The sequence below is a fragment of the Wolbachia endosymbiont of Spodoptera picta genome, from assembly GCF_018141665.1.
Lineage (GTDB): Bacteria > Pseudomonadota > Alphaproteobacteria > Rickettsiales > Anaplasmataceae > Wolbachia.
The window spans coordinates 580,172-599,497 of the sequence record NZ_CP067976.1; the positions used below are offsets into that span (position 1 = coordinate 580,172).

Annotated in this window: 22 protein-coding genes; 9 read left to right on the forward strand and 13 right to left on the reverse strand. The window is 33.1% G+C overall.

The annotated features are described in order from the left end of the window. Nucleotides 1–5: 5 nt before the first annotated feature. A complete protein-coding gene (locus JKF54_RS02450; RefSeq protein WP_211908558.1) occupies nucleotides 6–302 on the reverse strand; it encodes a type IV secretion system protein VirB3 in 297 nt (98 codons plus the stop codon). Nucleotides 303–366: 64 nt separating this feature from the next. Between JKF54_RS02450 and JKF54_RS02455 the strand changes: the two genes are divergently transcribed. Next, a complete protein-coding gene (locus JKF54_RS02455; RefSeq protein ID WP_211908560.1) occupies nucleotides 367–1,944 on the forward strand; it encodes a lysine--tRNA ligase in 1,578 nt (525 codons plus the stop codon). A gap of 568 nt (nucleotides 1,945–2,512) precedes the next feature. Here JKF54_RS02455 and JKF54_RS02460 read toward each other — a convergent pair. The 4 genes from JKF54_RS02460 to JKF54_RS02475 form a co-directional block, all read right to left on the reverse strand. Then, a complete protein-coding gene (locus JKF54_RS02460) occupies nucleotides 2,513–3,541 on the reverse strand; it encodes an ankyrin repeat domain-containing protein (protein WP_211908562.1) in 1,029 nt (342 codons plus the stop codon). 179 nt (nucleotides 3,542–3,720) lie between these two features. Next, nucleotides 3,721–4,299, reverse strand: coding sequence for an RlmE family RNA methyltransferase (locus JKF54_RS02465; RefSeq protein ID WP_211908564.1), 579 nt, complete (start codon nucleotides 4,297–4,299; stop codon nucleotides 3,721–3,723). Between the two features lie 75 nt (nucleotides 4,300–4,374). Next, on the reverse strand, nucleotides 4,375–4,890 hold the full coding sequence (locus JKF54_RS02470; RefSeq protein ID WP_211908566.1) for a PopZ family protein: 516 nt from the start codon (nucleotides 4,888–4,890) through the stop codon (nucleotides 4,375–4,377). A 10-nt stretch (nucleotides 4,891–4,900) separates the two neighbouring features. Then, complete coding sequence (locus JKF54_RS02475) at nucleotides 4,901–6,136, reverse strand: TolC family protein (RefSeq protein ID WP_250126890.1); 1,236 nt, start codon at nucleotides 6,134–6,136, stop codon at nucleotides 4,901–4,903. Between the two features lie 119 nt (nucleotides 6,137–6,255). Here JKF54_RS02475 and rplM point away from each other — a divergent pair, with 119 nt between their 5' ends. From rplM to JKF54_RS02490, 3 genes are all read left to right on the forward strand, one after another. Then, nucleotides 6,256–6,714: a 50S ribosomal protein L13 gene (rplM, locus tag JKF54_RS02480; protein WP_211908568.1), complete on the forward strand. Its 459-nt coding sequence runs from the start codon at nucleotides 6,256–6,258 to the stop codon at nucleotides 6,712–6,714. Between the two features lie 47 nt (nucleotides 6,715–6,761). Beyond that, nucleotides 6,762–7,163 carry a 30S ribosomal protein S9 gene (gene rpsI / locus JKF54_RS02485; protein ID WP_172793449.1) on the forward strand — a complete coding sequence of 134 codons (402 nt, stop codon included), beginning with the start codon at nucleotides 6,762–6,764 and terminating at the stop codon, nucleotides 7,161–7,163. A gap of 145 nt (nucleotides 7,164–7,308) precedes the next feature. Then, complete coding sequence (locus tag JKF54_RS02490) at nucleotides 7,309–7,620, forward strand: HU family DNA-binding protein (protein WP_211908570.1); 312 nt, start codon at nucleotides 7,309–7,311, stop codon at nucleotides 7,618–7,620. Here the strand turns inward: JKF54_RS02490 and JKF54_RS02495 are convergent. After that, entirely contained in the window at nucleotides 7,613–8,320 is a 708-nt protein-coding gene (locus tag JKF54_RS02495) for a pyridoxine 5'-phosphate synthase (RefSeq protein WP_211908572.1), read from the reverse strand. The two genes, JKF54_RS02490 and JKF54_RS02495, sit on opposite strands and share 8 nt — an antisense overlap. 187 nt (nucleotides 8,321–8,507) lie before the next feature. Here JKF54_RS02495 and JKF54_RS02500 point away from each other — a divergent pair, with 187 nt between their 5' ends. Further along, nucleotides 8,508–8,696 (forward strand): hypothetical protein, encoded by a 189-nt coding sequence (locus tag JKF54_RS02500; protein ID WP_211908574.1) that lies wholly within the window; start codon nucleotides 8,508–8,510, stop codon nucleotides 8,694–8,696. Continuing rightward, complete coding sequence (locus JKF54_RS02505; protein ID WP_211908576.1) at nucleotides 8,693–9,148, forward strand: Hsp20/alpha crystallin family protein; 456 nt, start codon at nucleotides 8,693–8,695, stop codon at nucleotides 9,146–9,148. Before JKF54_RS02500 ends, JKF54_RS02505 begins: the two co-directional genes overlap by 4 nt. An 864-nt stretch (nucleotides 9,149–10,012) precedes the next feature. Here the strand turns inward: JKF54_RS02505 and gltX are convergent. Further along, nucleotides 10,013–11,365, reverse strand: coding sequence for a glutamate--tRNA ligase (gene gltX, locus JKF54_RS02510; RefSeq protein WP_211908578.1), 1,353 nt, complete (start codon nucleotides 11,363–11,365; stop codon nucleotides 10,013–10,015). Between the two features lie 151 nt (nucleotides 11,366–11,516). Between gltX and JKF54_RS02515 the strand changes: the two genes are divergently transcribed. Beyond that, nucleotides 11,517–12,185, forward strand: a complete 669-nt coding sequence (locus JKF54_RS02515) for an ankyrin repeat domain-containing protein (RefSeq protein WP_211908580.1) — start codon at nucleotides 11,517–11,519, stop codon at nucleotides 12,183–12,185. Nucleotides 12,186–12,246: 61 nt separating this feature from the next. Continuing rightward, the gene (locus JKF54_RS02520) at nucleotides 12,247–14,226 is read left to right on the forward strand and encodes an ATP-binding protein (protein WP_211908581.1); all 1,980 of its coding nucleotides are present in this window, start codon (nucleotides 12,247–12,249) and stop codon (nucleotides 14,224–14,226) included. On the opposite strand, the gene JKF54_RS02525 is transcribed toward JKF54_RS02520, so the two are convergent. The 6 genes from JKF54_RS02525 to JKF54_RS02550 all read right to left on the reverse strand — a co-directional run bounded on the left by JKF54_RS02525 (nucleotide 14,209) and on the right by JKF54_RS02550 (nucleotide 18,763). Next, a complete protein-coding gene (locus tag JKF54_RS02525; protein ID WP_211908582.1) occupies nucleotides 14,209–15,204 on the reverse strand; it encodes a COX15/CtaA family protein in 996 nt (331 codons plus the stop codon). The genes JKF54_RS02520 and JKF54_RS02525 overlap by 18 nt on opposite strands. After that, nucleotides 15,186–16,775 (reverse strand): glycosyltransferase family 2 protein, encoded by a 1,590-nt coding sequence (locus JKF54_RS02530; protein ID WP_211908583.1) that lies wholly within the window; start codon nucleotides 16,773–16,775, stop codon nucleotides 15,186–15,188. The genes JKF54_RS02525 and JKF54_RS02530 overlap by 19 nt, the downstream gene beginning before the upstream one ends. A 5-nt stretch (nucleotides 16,776–16,780) precedes the next feature. After that, nucleotides 16,781–17,257, reverse strand: coding sequence for a F0F1 ATP synthase subunit B family protein (locus tag JKF54_RS02535; RefSeq protein WP_211908584.1), 477 nt, complete (start codon nucleotides 17,255–17,257; stop codon nucleotides 16,781–16,783). Nucleotides 17,258–17,264: 7 nt separating this feature from the next. Then, nucleotides 17,265–17,744 carry a F0F1 ATP synthase subunit B family protein gene (locus JKF54_RS02540; RefSeq protein WP_211908585.1) on the reverse strand — a complete coding sequence of 160 codons (480 nt, stop codon included), beginning with the start codon at nucleotides 17,742–17,744 and terminating at the stop codon, nucleotides 17,265–17,267. Between the two features lie 10 nt (nucleotides 17,745–17,754). Next, a complete protein-coding gene (locus JKF54_RS02545; RefSeq protein ID WP_143689781.1) occupies nucleotides 17,755–17,976 on the reverse strand; it encodes a F0F1 ATP synthase subunit C in 222 nt (73 codons plus the stop codon). A gap of 61 nt (nucleotides 17,977–18,037) precedes the next feature. Beyond that, a complete protein-coding gene (locus JKF54_RS02550; protein WP_211908586.1) occupies nucleotides 18,038–18,763 on the reverse strand; it encodes a F0F1 ATP synthase subunit A in 726 nt (241 codons plus the stop codon). A gap of 239 nt (nucleotides 18,764–19,002) precedes the next feature. Here JKF54_RS02550 and JKF54_RS02555 point away from each other — a divergent pair, with 239 nt between their 5' ends. Further along, a complete protein-coding gene (locus tag JKF54_RS02555; RefSeq protein ID WP_211908587.1) occupies nucleotides 19,003–19,284 on the forward strand; it encodes a hypothetical protein in 282 nt (93 codons plus the stop codon). Nucleotides 19,285–19,326 lie beyond the last annotated feature (42 nt).

The window sequence follows — 19,326 nt, forward strand, 5'->3', positions numbered from 1 at the left end:
TAACATCAAGTAATGTCATAAGAATTGGCTCCATGATAAAATCGATTTAAACATTTGGAGCATTTTCCCAACTTTACCATAAATAACTCAATAAACAACGGTTCCTTTGCAGAAGCTATATAGCCAAGTCCATGTATACCTGGTAACATCAGGAGAATTACTCTAAGATCATTTGTATTAATGAAAATTAGCATGCAAATTAGAACGTTTAATATTGCAAACATATAACTCACACCAAAGAGCATTGCAGGTCTTGTAAGACCTTTAAATAATTGATTCGTTTGTACGCTGCCAGTAGACATATCTTTAACCTTCTAATAAGAGCTCTAACACTAATACTACATCATTAATTAAAAATCTATTGAAATGAATAGCACTTTAGGTAAGATAATTAATTTAAATTCAATGATTATAAGCTGGCCATTTCAAGAAGCAGAAAAAATACTACAAGAATTCCCTAATAAAAAAGAGATAATATTTGAGACTGGTTATGGTCCCTCGGGTTTACCACATATTGGTACTTTTGGGGAAGTTTTTCGTACCACAGTTATTGCAAACGCTCTAAAAAAAATAGCTCCTAGTATAAAAACCAAAATCATTGCAGTTTCCGACGATATGGATGGTTTGCGAAAAATACCAGATAATGTACCAAATCAGGAAATGCTAAGAGAGAATCTGAACAAGCCATTAACCATGATACCTGACCCATTTGGCACTCATGAGAGTTATGGTCATCACATGAATTCGTTGTTGTGTAAATTTCTTGATTTGTTTGGATTTGAATACGAATTTAGGAGTGCAACAGAGTGTTATAAATCTGGCGTTTACGATGAAAAACTTTTACTCCTGCTGAAAAATTATGATAAAGTGATGGACGTAATGCTTCCATCATTTCGGGAAGAAAGGCAGCAGACTTACAGTCCATTCTTGCCGATATGCCCAAAAACTTCCCAAGTTTTACAAGTTCCAGTAATTGAAACAAATACAGATAAAGGAACAATCACGTATGAAGACCGAAACGGGGAAAAAATAGAAGTTCCAGTGACAAAAGGAAAATGTAAACTGCAATGGAAACCTGATTGGGGGATGAGGTGGGCTGCATTCGGAGTTAATTACGAAGCTCATGGAAAGGATTTGACTCCATCTGCTGTGCTTTCAAGTCAAATATGTAAAATACTTGGAGAAAAGCCACCGCTTTTGTTTTGCTATGAGTTATTTCTTGATAAAGAAGGAAAGAAGATATCAAAATCAAAAGGAAATGGTATTTCAATTGAGGAGTGGCTAACTTATTCACCCACAGAGAGTTTAGCGTTATACATCTTTCAGAGTCCTAAAAAAGCTAAACGTTTATATTTTGATGTGATACCAAAATCAACTGATGAATATTTAGAGTTTGCTAAGCGTTACAATGAGAGTGAAGAAAAGGATGTAAATAGCCCTGTATGGCACATCCACCAGGGTAAAGTTCCAAACGTAGAAACTTCAGGCATAAATTTTTCGTTACTTTTAAACCTGGCAGCAGCTTGTAATGCTGAAAATAAAGAGATTCTTTGGGGTTTTATATCAACTTATGCACCAAACGTTACACCAGAAAGCAACAAAATGCTAGATAGGCTTTCGGATTTTGCAGTTAGGTATTATCACGACTTTATCAAGCCAACAAAAGCGTATAAAGCTTCAAACGAAAAAGAGAAAGAAGCGTTACTAGATTTAAAGAACAACCTACATTCCCTGCCTATTACAGCCACTGCTGAAGAGATTCAATCTCAGGTTTTCTCCATCGGAAAAAAACACAATTACAATAACTTACGCGATTGGTTTCAGTTTTTGTATGAAACATTACTTGGACAAAAAACCGGTCCTAGAATGGGATCTTTTATCAAGCTTTATGGGATAGATAATACAATCTCTCTTATAGAAAGTGCTACTGAACGTACACTTTAGAGTTTACCTTCTTCCATTTGAGCTCTCTAGTGTTATTACTTGACAAACTTTCCCACTTTTCTTATCATATCAACAAGAGTATTTATCCTTGTTTTCGATACACGCGGTCTCAACGACAAAATTCAGTAAAAAACTCAGATATTTATTGGCAAATTACATAAAATTATAGCGGCTTTTTTTATTTTTCTACATTCAGCCAAATCGCGCTTGTTAGCACATTATCAATTTACATTATTAAAACTCGCTATACGAGGATTCTTTTGTCTTTTTTTATTTAGTAAATTTCTTAATATTTACAACTAAAGTAATTTTAGAGAGCCAGCGCGTGACCAACCTGGTCAGTTTTCTGAATCCCAGTACTGGGATGACAAGAAGAGAGCTGACTTGAATGACACCAAATGGACACTGGGACAGAGGCTACTTTAATAATATTTCACCATGTCATTCCAGCACTTGATGCTGGAATCCAGAAGTTTTTTTGAGCACAAAAGTTATGCTAAGTTTTTCTTGGTAAGAAACCAGTGTCAGCTACTTGAAAAGGAAGAAGGGACTTCTTCCTTCTACTTAACTACACTGTTGCGCCTAACTCTGAAGAAACTTCTGATTGTACATTAACTACATTTAGCTGGCTGACTAAGACTTGACGTTTTTTTTCAGCAATAGCCTCCTTTAACTCATCACAAGGCTTATACACTTCATACGTAATACCACCAGCAACAAGTCCTGTGAGTACAGCAGCAGCCACAGCTATCCCAGCCATAGCACCTACTGATAATGACACACCAATAAAATATGCAGAAGTAACTACTATAGCAGCTACAATAGATGTAATAATAAATATACCAACACCAAAGACTATTCCTCTCATAATCGCGTCTTCAGTAACCATTTCTGCTAGATCTTTGTTACAACGACCTTTTACTAAAGGATCAGCACCTGCTTTTAATAGAGCTCTTACTATCTTGTGATGACTCTTATAAGCAGCAATACACAAAGGAGTGTATCCACATGTATCTGGCAAATTAATATCGTTAGGCCCATTAGCTAATATAGCCTCTACTATCTCCATTTTGCCTTTCTCAGCAGCACGAGATAAAGGGGTGCTTTCACTTTTATCTCGCAAATTCAAACTAGCCCCCTTATTTAATAGAGCTTTTACTATATTCTCATTACCTTTTTCAATAGCCAAATGTAAAGGAGCTTTTCCATATACATCTCGCAAATTAACATCAGCCCCCTTATCTAATAGAGCTTCTACTATTTTTTTGTTACCTTTTTCAATAGCCAAATGTAAAGGAGCTTTTCCATATACATCTTGCAAATTAACATCTATACCTTTTACTGCTAATAGAGCTTTTACTACATTTTCTTGATTATCTAGAAATGCTACACGTAATAATGTTAATTCTTCTTTGCCATAATAATTATTATTACTAAATTTATAATTTATATCACAATTTTTCTTCTCCCATTCTTTATAAGTAGATAGTTCTCTTTCTTGTAGTTGCTTTCCTATTTTTTCAACTATGTTATTACCATTCAAATCATTTTCACGATTTACTATACTTAATATCTGTTTCAACAATTCTAAATACACATCAAACTCTCCTATAAAAATAATAATAATATACTTTAATTATTATATATCTAAGCAATAAAGTCAAGAATTTAATTAACTATCATAAATGTTTAAACAAGAAAAAGGGGCTTTTGTGCGAGCGTTATTAATCTTCAGTTTAATAGGATAAGATTCGTCAACATTTCTGTAAGTACCTGCTATACAGAATAGTTGCCACCAATAAAGCCTAAACTTACTAAATACATTTCTGTAGATTCAGATCTACTTGATTTTGGTTTGAAGTATCTTACTGTTTTGAACATTTTTTTTAGCTCATTGCAGAAATCTTTATCAGACTCTCCTTGAAAAATTTTTACTACAAATTTGCCATCATGATTCAAAAAATGCTTTGCAAAATTGAGCGCTGCTTCGCATAAAAGCATAATTCTGATATGATCTAACGATTTTAAACCGCAAGATTCTGGTGCCATATCAGATAAAATTACATCAAATTTGTGATCCTTGAATTTTTCTCTTAAAATTTCAAGTTCGCTGATAATATCACACTGTATACACTCTACTCCACTAATTGCGTTTATTGGTTTTATGTCAATAGCAATCACACTCGCTCCTTTCTTAGATGCAACTTGTGACCATCCACCAGGAAAAGCGCCAAGATCAATAATTTTTTGCCCTTGTTGGAGTAGTTTAAATTTATCGTCTATTTCTATTAACTTATATGCCGAGCGCGATCTATAACCGTCCTTATTGGTTTTTTGCACATACTGATCATTCAAATGGCGATGTAGCCATCTTGTTGAAGATAATTTTCTACCTCTAGCTGTTTTTACTCTGGTCTTTATACTAATAACCTACTTATTATTGATTATATCTTTGAGCTCTTTTTCAACTACTTCTTTTACCAATGCATGTAGATACTTATTCAGCCACTCTGAAAGCTGAGGTTTTAAAAGAGATACAACTAATTCTTCAACAGTAAGATCCGCTCTTTTTTGTTGTTTATGCCGTAGTTCGCTTTGCATCTTTTCAAGCAATGTTTTAATTTCCTCCATATTTTCTTTTAAAACTAAATGCTCGTTACTTTGTTCTTGATAGCTCACTTTGTTACTACTCATTTGGATATTATTATACAAATTTTTCTCTTCTGAGTTGTAACTATTAAATTGGTTATTCATTTTCTCACTTTGGCAATTATTCTCTTCTTCACTATTTTCTTTTTCTTCGATGTCTTCTGGGTACTCCTCTTCAAGGCATAATACGTCATCATCTTCATCTATTATTTCTGCTCTATCGCCGCTTGGATTTTTACCCGATATAGCTTTTTTTATATCTTCTAGTATATCTTTTACAGATTGATTATCGCTCATACCATTAAATTTAAAGGTTTATACTATTTATCATAAAAAGCAAATTGTAAACACTAATTACATAATTGCTTTTTGCCTGAATTAGATCGGAACGTGCTTTAAATAATTCATCTTCAGTATCCAAAAGATCAGTTGTACTCTTTAAATGCAAGTTTACTTCTTGCTCAACTCCTTCTAATGCTAAAGCTGCCGCTTTTTCTGCTTCTTGACTTGCTTTAATAATAGCTTTTGCTGTCAGCACGTTATTCCAAGCATTTATAACTGCTTGTTCTATATTTTTTACTGCTTCGTAATAATCGTAAGTGGATTGTTTTGCATCCATTTTAGCTCTACTAACACCAAAAACATTAACTCCTCTTTTAAAGATCGGAATATCAAGAGTAAAGACAACATTCACATTTTCTAGTAACGTGTCTAATTTTATATTGTCCTTTCCAAAATTTTTACTTGCGCTTAGATTCAAAGAAGGAAGCCACTTGGAACTTTCAGCAATCACTTCCATTCCAGCAGCTCTTTTTTTATAAATAGCTGCTTTTAGGGACAAGTTGTTGGTTTTTGCTAACTGTAAACATTCATTTAATTCTGGTATAGAAGGTAGTTTACCATTAGTCTCGTGAAGATTATCAGCATCTTCACCAATTAAATGATAGTAAGCAATATTAGCGAGCTTTAATTCACCTTCAGCATCAACTCTTTTGGATATAGAAGATGAAAATTTTGCTTTTGCGAACAAAACTTCAGCATTAGTAACTTCTCCAAGAGAAAAGCGTTCTTTCATAGCTGACAAGTGTTCTAAAGAAACACGTTCTTTATGTTCCCCCAATTTTAATATTTCTGCCTTTTGTAAAACGTTAACATATGCTTTCACAGCCCTGAGTGCAACTTCTTGCTTAGATTGCTGAAATCTAATTTTTGCTGCTTTGAGAAGATGATTTGATCGGCTGAATGTAGCAAAAGTGCCACCACCATCTATTATTCTTTGACTTAATGTTAGACGTTTTCCAGAGTTTTGTAGACCGTTAATAATATTAAAATTACTATCGAAATTATATTGTAAATTGATGTCAGGTAAAAACCCAGCCAATCCAGAAGATTTTAGTTGTTTTTCAGCACTCTTATATTGGTAAAATCGAGACTTTATTTTTGAGCTGTTTTTGATAGCTTTGCTTATAGCTTCCTCCAAATCAATTGCATAGCAACCTATGGTACAAAAAGCAATTACAAATATAATAATCAATCGAAACATTTTGCTTTCTAGCATGTTGTTTAAGTTATTAGCATAAATTACTTTAATAATCAATAACTAATGTTGTTGACACTATCAAGCAACTTAGTATATCATAACCTACTGTTATGTATTGATATATGAAAACTTTTTTCTTAAAAGAGAAACAAATTAATAAAAAATGGCTTGTTATAGATGCAGAAGGATTAGTAGTAGGAAGGCTTGCAGCATTTGTAGCAATGTTATTGCGTGGAAAACATAAACCTGAATATACACCTCATATGGACTGTGGTGATAATGTAATCATTGTTAATGCAGAAAAGGTACATTTTACCGGAAAGAAACTTAAAGATAAAATCTACTATAGGCATACAGGTTATTCTGGTGGTTTAAAGAAAACTACTCCAGATAATATTTTAAATGGCAAATTCCCTGAGCGTGTGATAAAAATGGCAGTAAAAAGAATGCTTGATGATGGTCCTATGGCACGTAGAAGGTTTGAAAATTTGTATGTTTATTCTGGTTCAGAACATAAGCATCAAGGACAGCAACCTGAAAAAATAGATTTTGCCTCTTTAAATCGTAAAAATAAGAAATAATGGAGTAAAAAGTGAAAATAAACAATAATGATCAGCCAAAAAAGGCAATGATTGACTCACTTGGTCGTTCATATGCCACAGGTCGAAGGAAAGAATCTGTAGCAAGAGTATGGATGAAGCCAGGAAGTGGAAAATTTAGTGTTAATAAAAAAGATGATTTAATTTCTTATTTTAAAAGAGAATCAGTGTGTCAAATGATTAAAGCGCCATTCATAGTAACTTCTATGTTAGATAGGTATGATGTGTTTGCAACTGTAAAAGGTGGAGGACTATCTGGCCAAGCAGGTGCCTTAGCTCATGGAATAAGCAGAGCTTTAAGTAGTATAAGTCAAGATCTACACTCTATATTACGTAAAGGTGGATTCCTAACTAGAGATTCACGTGTTGTTGAGCGTAAGAAATATGGTCAACATAAAGCTCGGAAAAAATGTCAGTTTTCTAAGAGATAATTGTTTCATAATGGTATTTTTTTGTAAATATTATACAAGTTCTTACAAGGGTTTATGACATTTTCTCTTTTTATGGCGAATTTAGTTGACTATTGGCATTAGCATAATATGCTGTTTATGTAATTTTTCAATATCAAGGTAATTTATGAGTAAAGAAGATATAGTAAACCAACTGAGTAAAGAGTGCTCTAGTCAAGGTATAGATATAACAAAAGCTAGTTTGGGTAAGCTTCATGATATTTTTATGGAAACAATCAAGAACGATCTAAATCGTAAAGGTGAAATACGTTTACATGGAATAGGGACATTCTCTACTGCTATAAGTAAGGAAAGACAATACCGTAATCCTCAAAATGGTGAGATTATGACCGTTCCTGAAAAGAAAAGGGTAAAGTTTAAAGCAAGTCAAGCTCTTTCAAGTACTTTAAATAACAAAGAGAAAGCATCAGCTATTTAGATATAGTCATTTTCATCTTTTTAGTTACACTGTGTAAGCCATGAAATACAGCCTCGCTGATTAAAGAATGGCCTATATTAAGAGCTGAGATGTGAGGTATCTCTTTTATTCTTTTAGCATGTTTATAATTTATGCCATGCCCTACCTGGCATTCTATTCCTAGCTTATTAATGTATTCTGCAGAGTTAGTAATAAGTTTCAATTTTTCTTCTGATGGATTATCACAGTAATCCCCTGTGTGAATTTCTATTATGTCAGGCTTTCTTTCTAGCTTCTCAAGATATTTTAGTTGATTAATATTTGGATCAATAAACAGTGAGACTTTTATGTCAAAGCTGTTCATTTCCTCTATTATACCAGAAAGTTTACTGTGCATATTCACGATATCCAGGCCACCTTCGGTTGTTAATTCTTCTCTTTTTTCTGGTACTATACAAATCGAATAGGGTTTTACTTCTTTTGCTATGTTGAGCATTTCTTCCGTAGCTGCGATTTCAAGATTTAACTCAGTGCTAATGTTTTGTTTTAGATTGAATACATCCTCATCTCTGATATGCCTTCTGTCTTCTCGTAAGTGTACGGTGATAAAATCTGCTCCAGCATCAATAGCTATTTTTGCTGCTTTTAATGGATCTGGATAAGAAGCTCCACGTGCGTTGCGAAGGGTTGCAACATGATCAATATTAACGCCCAATTTCACAATTTACCTCAAAAATTATTTATAAATTATACATATTATTAGATCTTATGCATGTCATTGTTTAATGCCATAGCTGAAAGACGGAGCTAGCAGTTATACCAATTCTCATTGTTGACAAGTCAAATAAGAAACATTCAAAATTGTTTGATTGTGGAAGTGGAAAGAGAAGTAATAAATTTGCATACACTTGCCCTTTTTTACAGTTAATCTAGTTTATAGAACTACTCGTGGTAATCCAAATAAGATTTTTTCTCATAATCAAGTTATAGTAAACGGGGAAAATTTTTCGCATCTAAAAAATTTTAGATTTAGGATTGAAATTAATAAGTGGAATGATTATGTAGTTCATGTATTAGTAAAAGGAGGTACAACATGAGTAATATAGTTCATTTAAATAAAAACAATAATCGTGATAATTTTAGTGTAAGAGGGTTACAAAGAGCCGTTGATGACATATTTGATAGCTTTTTTACAGGATGGAACCCAGAGCTTTCCAAAAGAGGCAGTAGTCTACTACCAGTTTGTGATTTTTATGAAACAAAGGAAAGCTATTGCCTATCATTAGAATTACCAGGTATTCCTAAAGAAAGCATAGATATTAGTATATCTGGCGATAGCTTAATAGTGAAGGGTGAAAAAACATGTGATAATGAATCAAAAGATAAGCAGTTTTACCATAAAGAAAGGTACTATGGTTCTTTCTATAGATCTATTCAACTTCCAACAAATGTAGAGCAAGATAAGGTATCTGCCAACTTTTTAGATGGGGTATTGCATGTAACCATACCTAAGTCAGAGAAACACATCAAGAAAATTGATGTAAAGTAACCAGTAAGTAATAGCAGGCTTCTGACCTTGAGGCTTGCTATTTTAATATCTGTTCAGCAAAGTGGCAAAATAAGGTAAACGAGAAAGACAACTAAATGAGTGTCATGAAAGTAGCTGATACTGGCTCCCTTATGAAGGTGTCATCTTAGCACCCAGACACTGATTTTTTAATTGAAAATGTTGTCTTGTTTGTGATAAATTTTGCTCGATGCCAGTGTCGAGCACTGGCATGACATTATAGAAGCTGGAATTACAGTGTCAGCTACTTGAATGACAATATTTGCTGTGTAATTTACCTTAAAAAATGAATATTCCTACAGCTATGTGTAAGCTACTTTCATGATACTCATTTACTTGTCTTTTTTGCCACTTTGCTGAACAGATATGCAAAATATTAACTTAGCAATACAAAAAATTATCTATAGATTAGACACACCATTAGATCTTATGCATAGTCATTTTTTAATTCCATAGCTGAGACGGAGCTACTCTGCCTGCTCCCCTTATCATGAAACTGAAGTCTATATGGTACCAAAGTATAATGATATAATAAAATATGAAAAAAATACCAATAAAAAAAGGCAAAAAAAGCCCGTATTAACTTTAACAATTTAAAATGATTTAATGTGAAAACCATAGGCGCCAATTGTTTTTTTAACTTAAAAATAAAAGTCAAGTATCAGGAATTCTAGACATAAACCCTCCTATATGAATAAAGAGCTAGCAAAAATAAACTTATATATTTTTTGCTGAAATTTGATTATTTGGTGAAAAAACCTGCAGGTGAAGGTAGATTTTGGATCCTAAAAAACCTTCATTCTTCACTATAATAAAGCCACCAGAGTCTGTCAAGTAATTTTTTATTTAAACTGCTCGCAATCTTTTTATACACTCATCTTTACCAAGAATTACCATGATATCGATGATTCCAGGCGCATCCATTATTCCAGTTATTGGGGCGCGTAATGAGTGGTATATATCGCTCATTTTTATATTATGTAATTTTGAAAATTCCTTAATCTGAGAAGATAAAAAATTCTTATTCCAATCTTCATCTCCTATACTCGAGAAAAATGCTGCAAGTAACTTAATTATATTGAGGTTAGACTTGACAATTCTCTCAGCTTCTTCACTAAAATCAACTTGAATATAAAATTTTGCTAAATCCAATAATTCGGTCAGATAGTTTGCTCTTTTTTTCAGCTCTGTCAGTCCCTGCAGTAAATAGCCCTTTTTTTTGTCAGTTAGAGTATTTTCTCTAAGCATTAGAGTCAGAATATCTTCATTGCTCATATTACTAATATAGTGGTTATTCAAATGCTCCAGTTTTTTGAAATCGAGCCGTGCAGGTGAACGACCGATGCTTTCTAAATTAAACCACTCTATTGCTTGCTCATCGCTAATAATCTCATCGTTGCCATGACTCCAGCCAAGTCTTAGCAAGTAATTACGCATTGCCTGTGGCAATATTCCCATCTTTTCATAATCGCAAACACTTGTAGCCCCATGCCTTTTAGATAGCTTATTCCCGTCTTCTCCATGAATTAGCGGTACATGTGCAAAGCGTGGAACATCAAAATCAAGAGCCTGATATATTAGTAATTGTTTGAAGGTATTAGTGAGATGATCAGAGCCACGTATAATATCGGTTATTCCGGCATCATGGTCATCAACCACTACAGCAAAAATATATGTTGGAGTATTGTCAGAGCGCAAGATTACTATGTCATCAAGCTGATCGCTACTTATTGTAACTTGGCCGTATATTTTATCGCCAACAACAATATTTTCTGAGTCTGGCACTTTAAAGCGAACAACAGGCTCTGCATTTGATGTCGAATGAGTACACTTATGCTTATATATTTTTCCTTCTTCTCTTGCTCTTATTTTCTTCTCCGCAACTTCATTCTCGGGGCAGTAACAATGATACGCCCTACCCTTTTCAACTAAAAGATTTGCAACCTCAATGTGCTGCTCTATTTTTTTTGATTGATATATTATTTCCCCATCATAGTTTATTCCAAGCCATTTTAACCCATCTATTATTGCATCAATTGCTTCCTGTGTTGAACGTTTTCTGTCGGTATCCTCAATCCTTAGTAAAAACTGGCCACCATGACGCTGCGCATAGAGCCAATTAAATAAAGCTGTGCGAGCTCCTCCAATATGTAAAAATCCTGTTGGTGATGGAGCGAATCTAGTGACTATACCTGGCATATTTGTCTATTGTGATAACGTAACCGATGATAACTAAAATTTGCACTTGCAACAACGTGGAACTATAGTAAATTTGAAAGATCAATTTACATTTATTTTTAACAAACTGCATTGTATAATTTAATATTAGTGAATGCAGTGAGGTGTATATATGGATAATTTATTTAAAATTGCAAGAGGAGTTGTCACAAAAGAGGATGAAAATAAATTTATTGAAGCTTGCAAGAAAAGAGTTGCTTGTGTAGCTAAGCATAGAATTGATGAAAATGGAAACCCATTTCATATAGCAGCAAGTAAAGGGTTTCTATTATCTGCGTTACAGGAGATCATAAAGTATTTAGAAGAAGATACTGAGAACAAAGTCAAGAAAGCTAAAGATTGGGAAGAAGTAAAAAGATTAGAAAAGGAACTTAAGAATAATAAGAAATATATTAAGGAAGCACTCCTCGATAAAAGCTATATTAAGGATGACGGGAAGAAGGCAGTATCACCCCTTTATTTCTTGGACCCTGCAGAGCGGAAGGAAGTTAAGCAAATTGCAGATATAAAATGTGGCTTTATATGTAATAAGAAGTTTCATATATGCTTATATATAGTAGGAGCTATAGTGTGTGCTATCACTATGTGTGTATCTTTGTATCTTCTATTTTCGGCTTCTCAATCTCTTGCATTGGCTTCAATAGCAACAATAGCTTCTGGAGGATCTTCATATATGTTATTTAAGGCATGTAATGAAGTATATGGCCTCTATAACGAAAGTACTATAGTGACAGATCCTGATGTTATGCAACTTTTAGATAGTGGTTTAGCCCCAGTGTGAAGTATTTGCAGGTAGTAATATAGAAATTTACTTTCTTAACTTAAGAAAGTATACTGATAAGATGATAAGAAAGAAGTATAGTAAGATTTTAGTAGCGAACAGAGGGGAGATTACCTGCAGGATAATCAAAACTGCGCACAAGATGGGCATATCTTGTGTGTCTGTGTACTCAGATGCAGATGCAAATTCTGTGCATGTAAAGCAAGCAGATGAGTCAAGGCACATTGGCCCTTCGCCTGCTTATCTTAGTTACTTAAATATCGAAAAAATATGCGAAGTAGCAGTTGAAACAGGTGCCGAGGCGGTTCATCCTGGCTATGGGTTTTTAGCAGAAAATCCAGATTTTCCCCGTGCTCTGGAAAAACATAACATAGATTTCATTGGTCCAAGTGCAGAAACAATAGAAGTTACAGCCCATAAAATAACAGCAAAAGAAGAGGCAAGAAAAGCTGGAGTAAATGTAGTGCCAGGATATATGGGTAAGATCGAAGATGCTGCCCACGCAGCCATCGTTGCTGAAGAGATTGGTTTTCCCGTTATGCTCAAAGCTGCATCAGGTGGTGGTGGCAAAGGAATGCGAATTGTATATTCCAAAAAAGAAATTGAACTAGCATTTACATCAGCAACAAATGAAGCAGAGAAAAGTTTTAAAGATGGTAGTATTTTCATAGAAAAATATATAGAACTACCAAGACACATCGAAATACAAATTATTGCAGATAAATACGGCAATATAGTGTGTCTTGGGGAGAGAGAGTGCTCGGTACAGAGGAATAACCAGAAAATAATAGAAGAAACACCAAGCCCATTTATTAGTGAAGAAGTAAGACAAAAAATGTATGCTCAATGTGTTTCTTTGGCAAAGCAAGTTGATTATTTTTCAGCAGGTACTGTCGAGTTTGTTGTAGATAAGAACCAAAACTTCTATTTTCTTGAGGTAAATACGAGATTACAAGTTGAGCATCCAGTAACAGAATTTGTCACTGGAATAGATATAGTGGAAGAGATGATCAGAATTTCTTGCGGAGAAAAATTAAGATTTGGTCAGAATGATATTAAACTTATTGGCTTTGCAATAGAAAGCAGAATTTGCGCTGAAGATCCATCAAAGAGATTTTTTCCTTCCAGCGGAAGAATCAAATATTACGACAAACCAGATGAAAATGGTCATGTAAGAATAGATGATGGAGTAGCTAGCGGTTCAGAAATCAGCATGTTCTACGACTCAATGATTGCAAAAATTATAACCTATGGAAAAGATAGAATAGAGGCGATCAGCAGAATGCAAAAAGCTTTGTCTGAGTGCTATATAGGGGAAGTAATAAACAACATAGAATTTCTAGAATCCATCTTCCATAATCCAAATTTTATTGCAGCAAAGCTCCACACGAGATTCATTCCAGATCATTACCCTAGCGGGTTTCAAGGTGATTTTATTACAGAGGAATATATTAAAATATTTATTTTTATTGCACTGTATGTTCACTTAGAAAATGAGGGAAAGTATTACAGTAAGTCAATAGATGAAGCATTCATAGTGAAAATAGACGATAATGAGTACTCCGTAAATGCAAAATATCAAGATAACACATTAACAACAGTATATAACCACAATAAATACTCCGTGGTAGGTAAGTGGAAACCAAGTTACAGGTTGTTATATATAACAATTAATGATGATACCAATATAGCACTTAAAATAGAAAGGCAAGGCAGCAAATACTTTATAAGACACGCAGGTATGAAAGCTAAATGTTGTGTATTGAAACCTCATGTAGCTGAACTAAGCAAATTAATGCTAAACAACAAAACAGAAGGGATTTCAGTAGATGCTGTAAAATCTCCAATATCAGGTTTATTGGTTAAATTACACGTCAATGCTGGAGATCAGGTAGAGGTAGGACAACCTCTATTTGTTGTAGAGGCAATGAAAATGGAAAATATAATATGTGCTGAATCAGAAATGGTGATAAAAAATATCCCTGTTAAAGAAGGAAAAAATATACATGCTGGTGATTTGGTATTAGATCTGATTTCTTAAATAACGCAAGCAGTATAAACCTGATCCAAATAAGATAAATGAAAACATTTGATGGGCTATAGCAATGGCCATTGGTATATGCAGCAACAAAGTGACTACTCCTAGAATTACCTGAATGATGACAGAGAATAGCATAACATATAATGGCTTTATACTGGCATTTTTTATTGTGAGTATTGCTGTCAGAACTAATATCAGCAATGCCAATGCCCGGTGTATGAATTGCACTGTTACTCTATTTTCAAAGATATTTAGCCAAGCAGGCTGTAAGTAAAATAAATCTTCTGGAACAATTTGTCCATCCATTAGTGGAAAGGTATTATAAATTAAACCAGCATTTAGCCCTGCAACAAATGCACCGAAGATTATTTGTATTGTAACTAGGATTAAAATTATCCATATGTAACATGTAATGTTGCTATTAATTTTAATTATCTGTTTTGGTTTGATTTGGTAATCAAAAAATTGATATGACAATAATGCAAAGATAACCAATGCAAGCAGTAAGTGAAGTGCGAGCTTATAGTGACTAACATGAGGATTAGATACCAAACCGCTTTTAACTATATACCAACCGGCAAAAGCTTGTAAAATTCCAAATAATAGTGCTGTAGATAACCTTATTACTGCATTTTTAGGTATTCTTTTTTTTAGTGTAAAGTATATAAATGGTAAAATAAAAACTAAACCTGTCAGCCTTGCAATTAACCTGTGCACATATTCTATTAAGTATATGGTGCGAAACTCTTCCATACTCATACCATAATTAAATGCTTTATATTCAGGTGTAGCTTCATATTTTGATTTTTCTTTTAGCCAGTCTTGTTCACTCAGCGGTGGCAATGTTCCGGTAATTGGTTTCCATTCCGTGATTGACAATCCTGCTTTTGAAAGTCTGGTAAATCCACCAATTCCCACCATGCAAATCACCATGAGAGAGCAGAGAAAAAGCCAAATAGCTACAGGTTTTGCTTCCATAATCCATGCTGAGTTTTATTCCATTGCTGAGGGTGAATAACAAATTCCCACAAAGCTAGAAAAGCTGCAACGCTATGTAGTAGACTATAGACGGGAAAAAATATTGATACTATATAAAAATAAAAAGGCATTTTTTGTTGTCTGATAGCTATTATCAAAAAAATCAAGTTAATACCGTATACTATTATAAAATAATATAAGAATAATTCATTCAAAATTTGAGTCAGCACCAATGAAAGTAACAAAAAAGGAGTCGTGAAAAATATAAAAGCTGAGGAACCAACAAAAAGGTTTAATAGCAAAACTCCCTTAAGCCCAGTGTGCTTAAAAAGTAATTTTATATTTTTTAAATGAACGATATAAGTTTGCATATAACCTTTAATCCAGCGTGCTCTTTGTTTGATCCAAGCAAACACAGTAGTTGGTGATTCTTCCAATGTTTCTGAATCAATAATCCTGGTTTTATATCCCATTTGCGCAAGTCTCAAACCAAGGTCAGCGTCTTCAGTGACATTGTAAGCATCCCAAAAAAGCACTTTCTTTAAAATTTCCACTGAAAAATGGTTACTGCTACCACCCAAAGGTATTGGCATGTTCATTTTTTGAAATCCAGGCAAAAAATATTGAAACCAGTTCATATACTCGAGAGAAAAGAATTTTGTAAGAAAATTGCAACCAAAGTTATAGTAATTTAATTTCGCCTGTACACAAGCCAACTTTTCGTCGCCCTTATTAAATTCAATTAGTGCTTTTTTTAACTGCAACGGATCTGGCTTGTCATCTGCATCATATATTACCACATACTTTCCTCTAGCAAAGCTCATAGCATAATTGCATGACTTAGCTTTTGTTCTAGGCAGAGAATGAGGCACTTTTATTACTTCAAAATACTGTGGTAAAGTGCACTTTTCTATAGCTGCCAACATTTCTTGGTCATCGCTATCTATCACAAGCTTTACATCTAATTTTGATTTTGGATAATCCAAACTTTCAATGCTCTTAATCAATTGCTTTATAACCGCATTCTCTTTAAAAGCAGGCAATAAAATAGTATATATAGGTTCATTCATCTTATCATAATCTGCTTTTTGGTTAGAAATTTTACGCAAGCCAAAAATTTTAGTTACAAATTTGAATAAAGAACTAGAACATCCGATTATAAATATCAACATCAAAGCAAAATATGCATATTTTTTTGTCAGTGTTAAAGTTGAAATCATAACAAAGAAAGAGGAAAAAAAGATTGAACTGAGCCTAATGCTTTTAGCTGAAAAATTAGGATTCTTATAATATAAGTAGTTACTTGCAAATTCTGAAATACCAAAGTGTGAGTTAAGAAGATTTAAAATCTGTTTGCTATCTACTTTTATCAATACATATTCAATACCGTAATGAGATTCGACCCAAAGATTGATATCTTGGCTTATGTCTTCAACCATAAAAAAAGTAGTATCATTTAAATTTTGCCAAGGAATTATATTAAACCTATAGTAGAAAAGTTTCTCTTGTTCTTTGCATAAACTAGAATCAAATTTAATTTTTTCTACATTATCAGTTTGAAGTACAGGCATTAAACTTAATGCAACTTTTTGCTCAAGTCACGTGAAAACGAAGATATAACCTCACTACTACGCTTATCATCTTTACGTTCATGCATTATTTTTTTTACAGCATCAGCAGCTATACTCGCTGTGTTAGCTTGTAAATCCCCAAGAGCTTTTTCAACTTGGTCAGTAACTTTCTTCAAATTAGAATGGGCATTTTCATCTAACGTTTGATCGAGTTGCTGTCTATTATGCTTAATAATACTATTAGCCTTATCAAGTGCTTCATTCATCATTTTGTTAACTTCTACATCTAATTTTTTGTATTTTTCAGAAGATTTTTTGTAATACTCCAACATATCTTTTCTGAATTTTTCAGTTTCTTCACTTGAAAACTTGCTTTTGTTACGTTTATTGTTAAGCGCGTTTTTTATTACCTTCCTTAGCAATTTATACGAGAGGATAAAACCTACTAAAAAAGCAAGGCTTATAACTAGTAATGTAGACATAAAAACCCTAAAATTCTTTGGATACCAAATCAGCAACAAATTCCTCTTCAATCTCAGAATTAGTTAACTTAGTATAGTAAATCAAAGCAATACTAGTAGCCATTTGTTTTAATTCACTAATATACTTAGATTTAAATTGTACTACCTTTTCTTCAACAAGTTTAATCATCTTCTTGTCTTCCTCTTCCAATATATCCTTAACATTCGCTTTCATTTCTTCTACTTGAGCAAATGCATCATCTATGATTTTTTTTGCCCGTACTCTAGCTTGATTTAAAGCTGCATTATACTTGGCAATTTGCTCTTCTGTAAGTCTTAAAAGGTGAACAGAACTATTAAAAGAATCTAATATCCCCTTACTCCTAGTGTTTATTATTTCATCTAACCTTGGTAAGAACAAACAACTTACTACAAAAAAAAGTGAAGAGAAAAAAATTAAAAACCAAAAAACTTGAGAAAAGAAAGTGGAAACATCAAGCTGCGGCATGTGTCAAACACTACAATATTAATATCATCGCAATTACAAACGCAAGAAATCCCATAATCTCAACCATAGCAGCACCAACATAAACGTAAGTTTTCATTTGACCTTCCGATTCAGGGTTTCTCGCAATCCCACTTAGCATAGTAGAGAAAATATTAGCTACACCCAAACCAGCACCTAACATAGCAAACGCCATCAAACCAACCGCTACAAATTTTAAAGCTACTAAATCCATATACTACCTTTAACTATTCCTTAAATAATATTATAAAATGTTCTACAGGTAAGTCAAGCACTCACTTTACTGTATCTGACAAATATACGCACGTTAATATAGTAAATATATAAGCTTGTAAAACTGCAACAAAAACTTCAAATCCTATTAGTGCAATTATAAACAAAAAAGGTGCAGGAGTAAGAAATATGTTCATATTTATGACGAATCCTGCTATCACTTTGATGATTGTATGACCTGCAATCATATTTGCTGCAAGCCTTATTGATAAACTAATCGGTCTTACTAAATAAGCAAATAATTTAATAATGATGATTATAGGTGCAAGCCACGAAGGAGTTCCTTTTGGTAGCAATATGCGTAAAAATTCTACTCCTCTTTCTTTAAAACCAACAATCGTTATATAAGTAAAAACCACCATTGATAAAGCGAAGGTAACTATCACATGACTTGTGACCGTGAAACTATAAGGAAGAACACCAACTAAATTACACGATAAAATGAAAATAAATACTGTAAATATCAAAGGAATGTGCTCCAAACCTTTGCTTCCAGTGTTACTTTCTATTATTGAAATAACAAAATCATATACATATTCAACTGCAGCTTGCAAATATCCTGGTATTACTGCACCTTTTCTTATTCCAAGGAGCAAAAACAGTACCATTAATATCACCGAGATCATCATAAAAAGAGATGAGTTGGTAAAGTTTATGTCATACCCAAATAATTTTGGTAGTTCTATTATTGTATATACTTTAAATTGTTCTAGCGGATTTAACGCCATCTTGATTTATATAATTAAACTATAATAGTAAGTAAAATATAGATTTTATAGGGTAAAGTCAAGAATTAAGATAGAAGATCCATACCATTATGGCATAAATATATCAACAAAGTATGTGATTAGAATGCTAATTATAGCCAGCGTTCCATTTAAAAATTCACTAATCTTATTAAGTTACTTAATACCTTGACTTAACATCTTATTTTAATTATAATTTAACTTTTAGTTGAGGTATTATTATGGATGGAATAGATTTTATTAATCAGCCTTTAAATTTAGAACAGGAGTTTGGTAACGGATATATCAAATTGACAGATGGTTCCTTTAACGAATACACTGGCCATTATCAAATAGGAAGCGAAATACTAGATGAAAGTCATAATATGATAGGAAACTTAACTATTGATGGTTACATTTGTAATTTCTATGAAGATAATCACAATATGAATCTCAAATTTTCTATGGAAGTAGATTTAAAAGGTGATATAGAGAAGATAAGCTTTTTTCACAAAAATATATAAAATTACAATAGCTTCTACATCACTGCTCGTGATGTAGAGGTA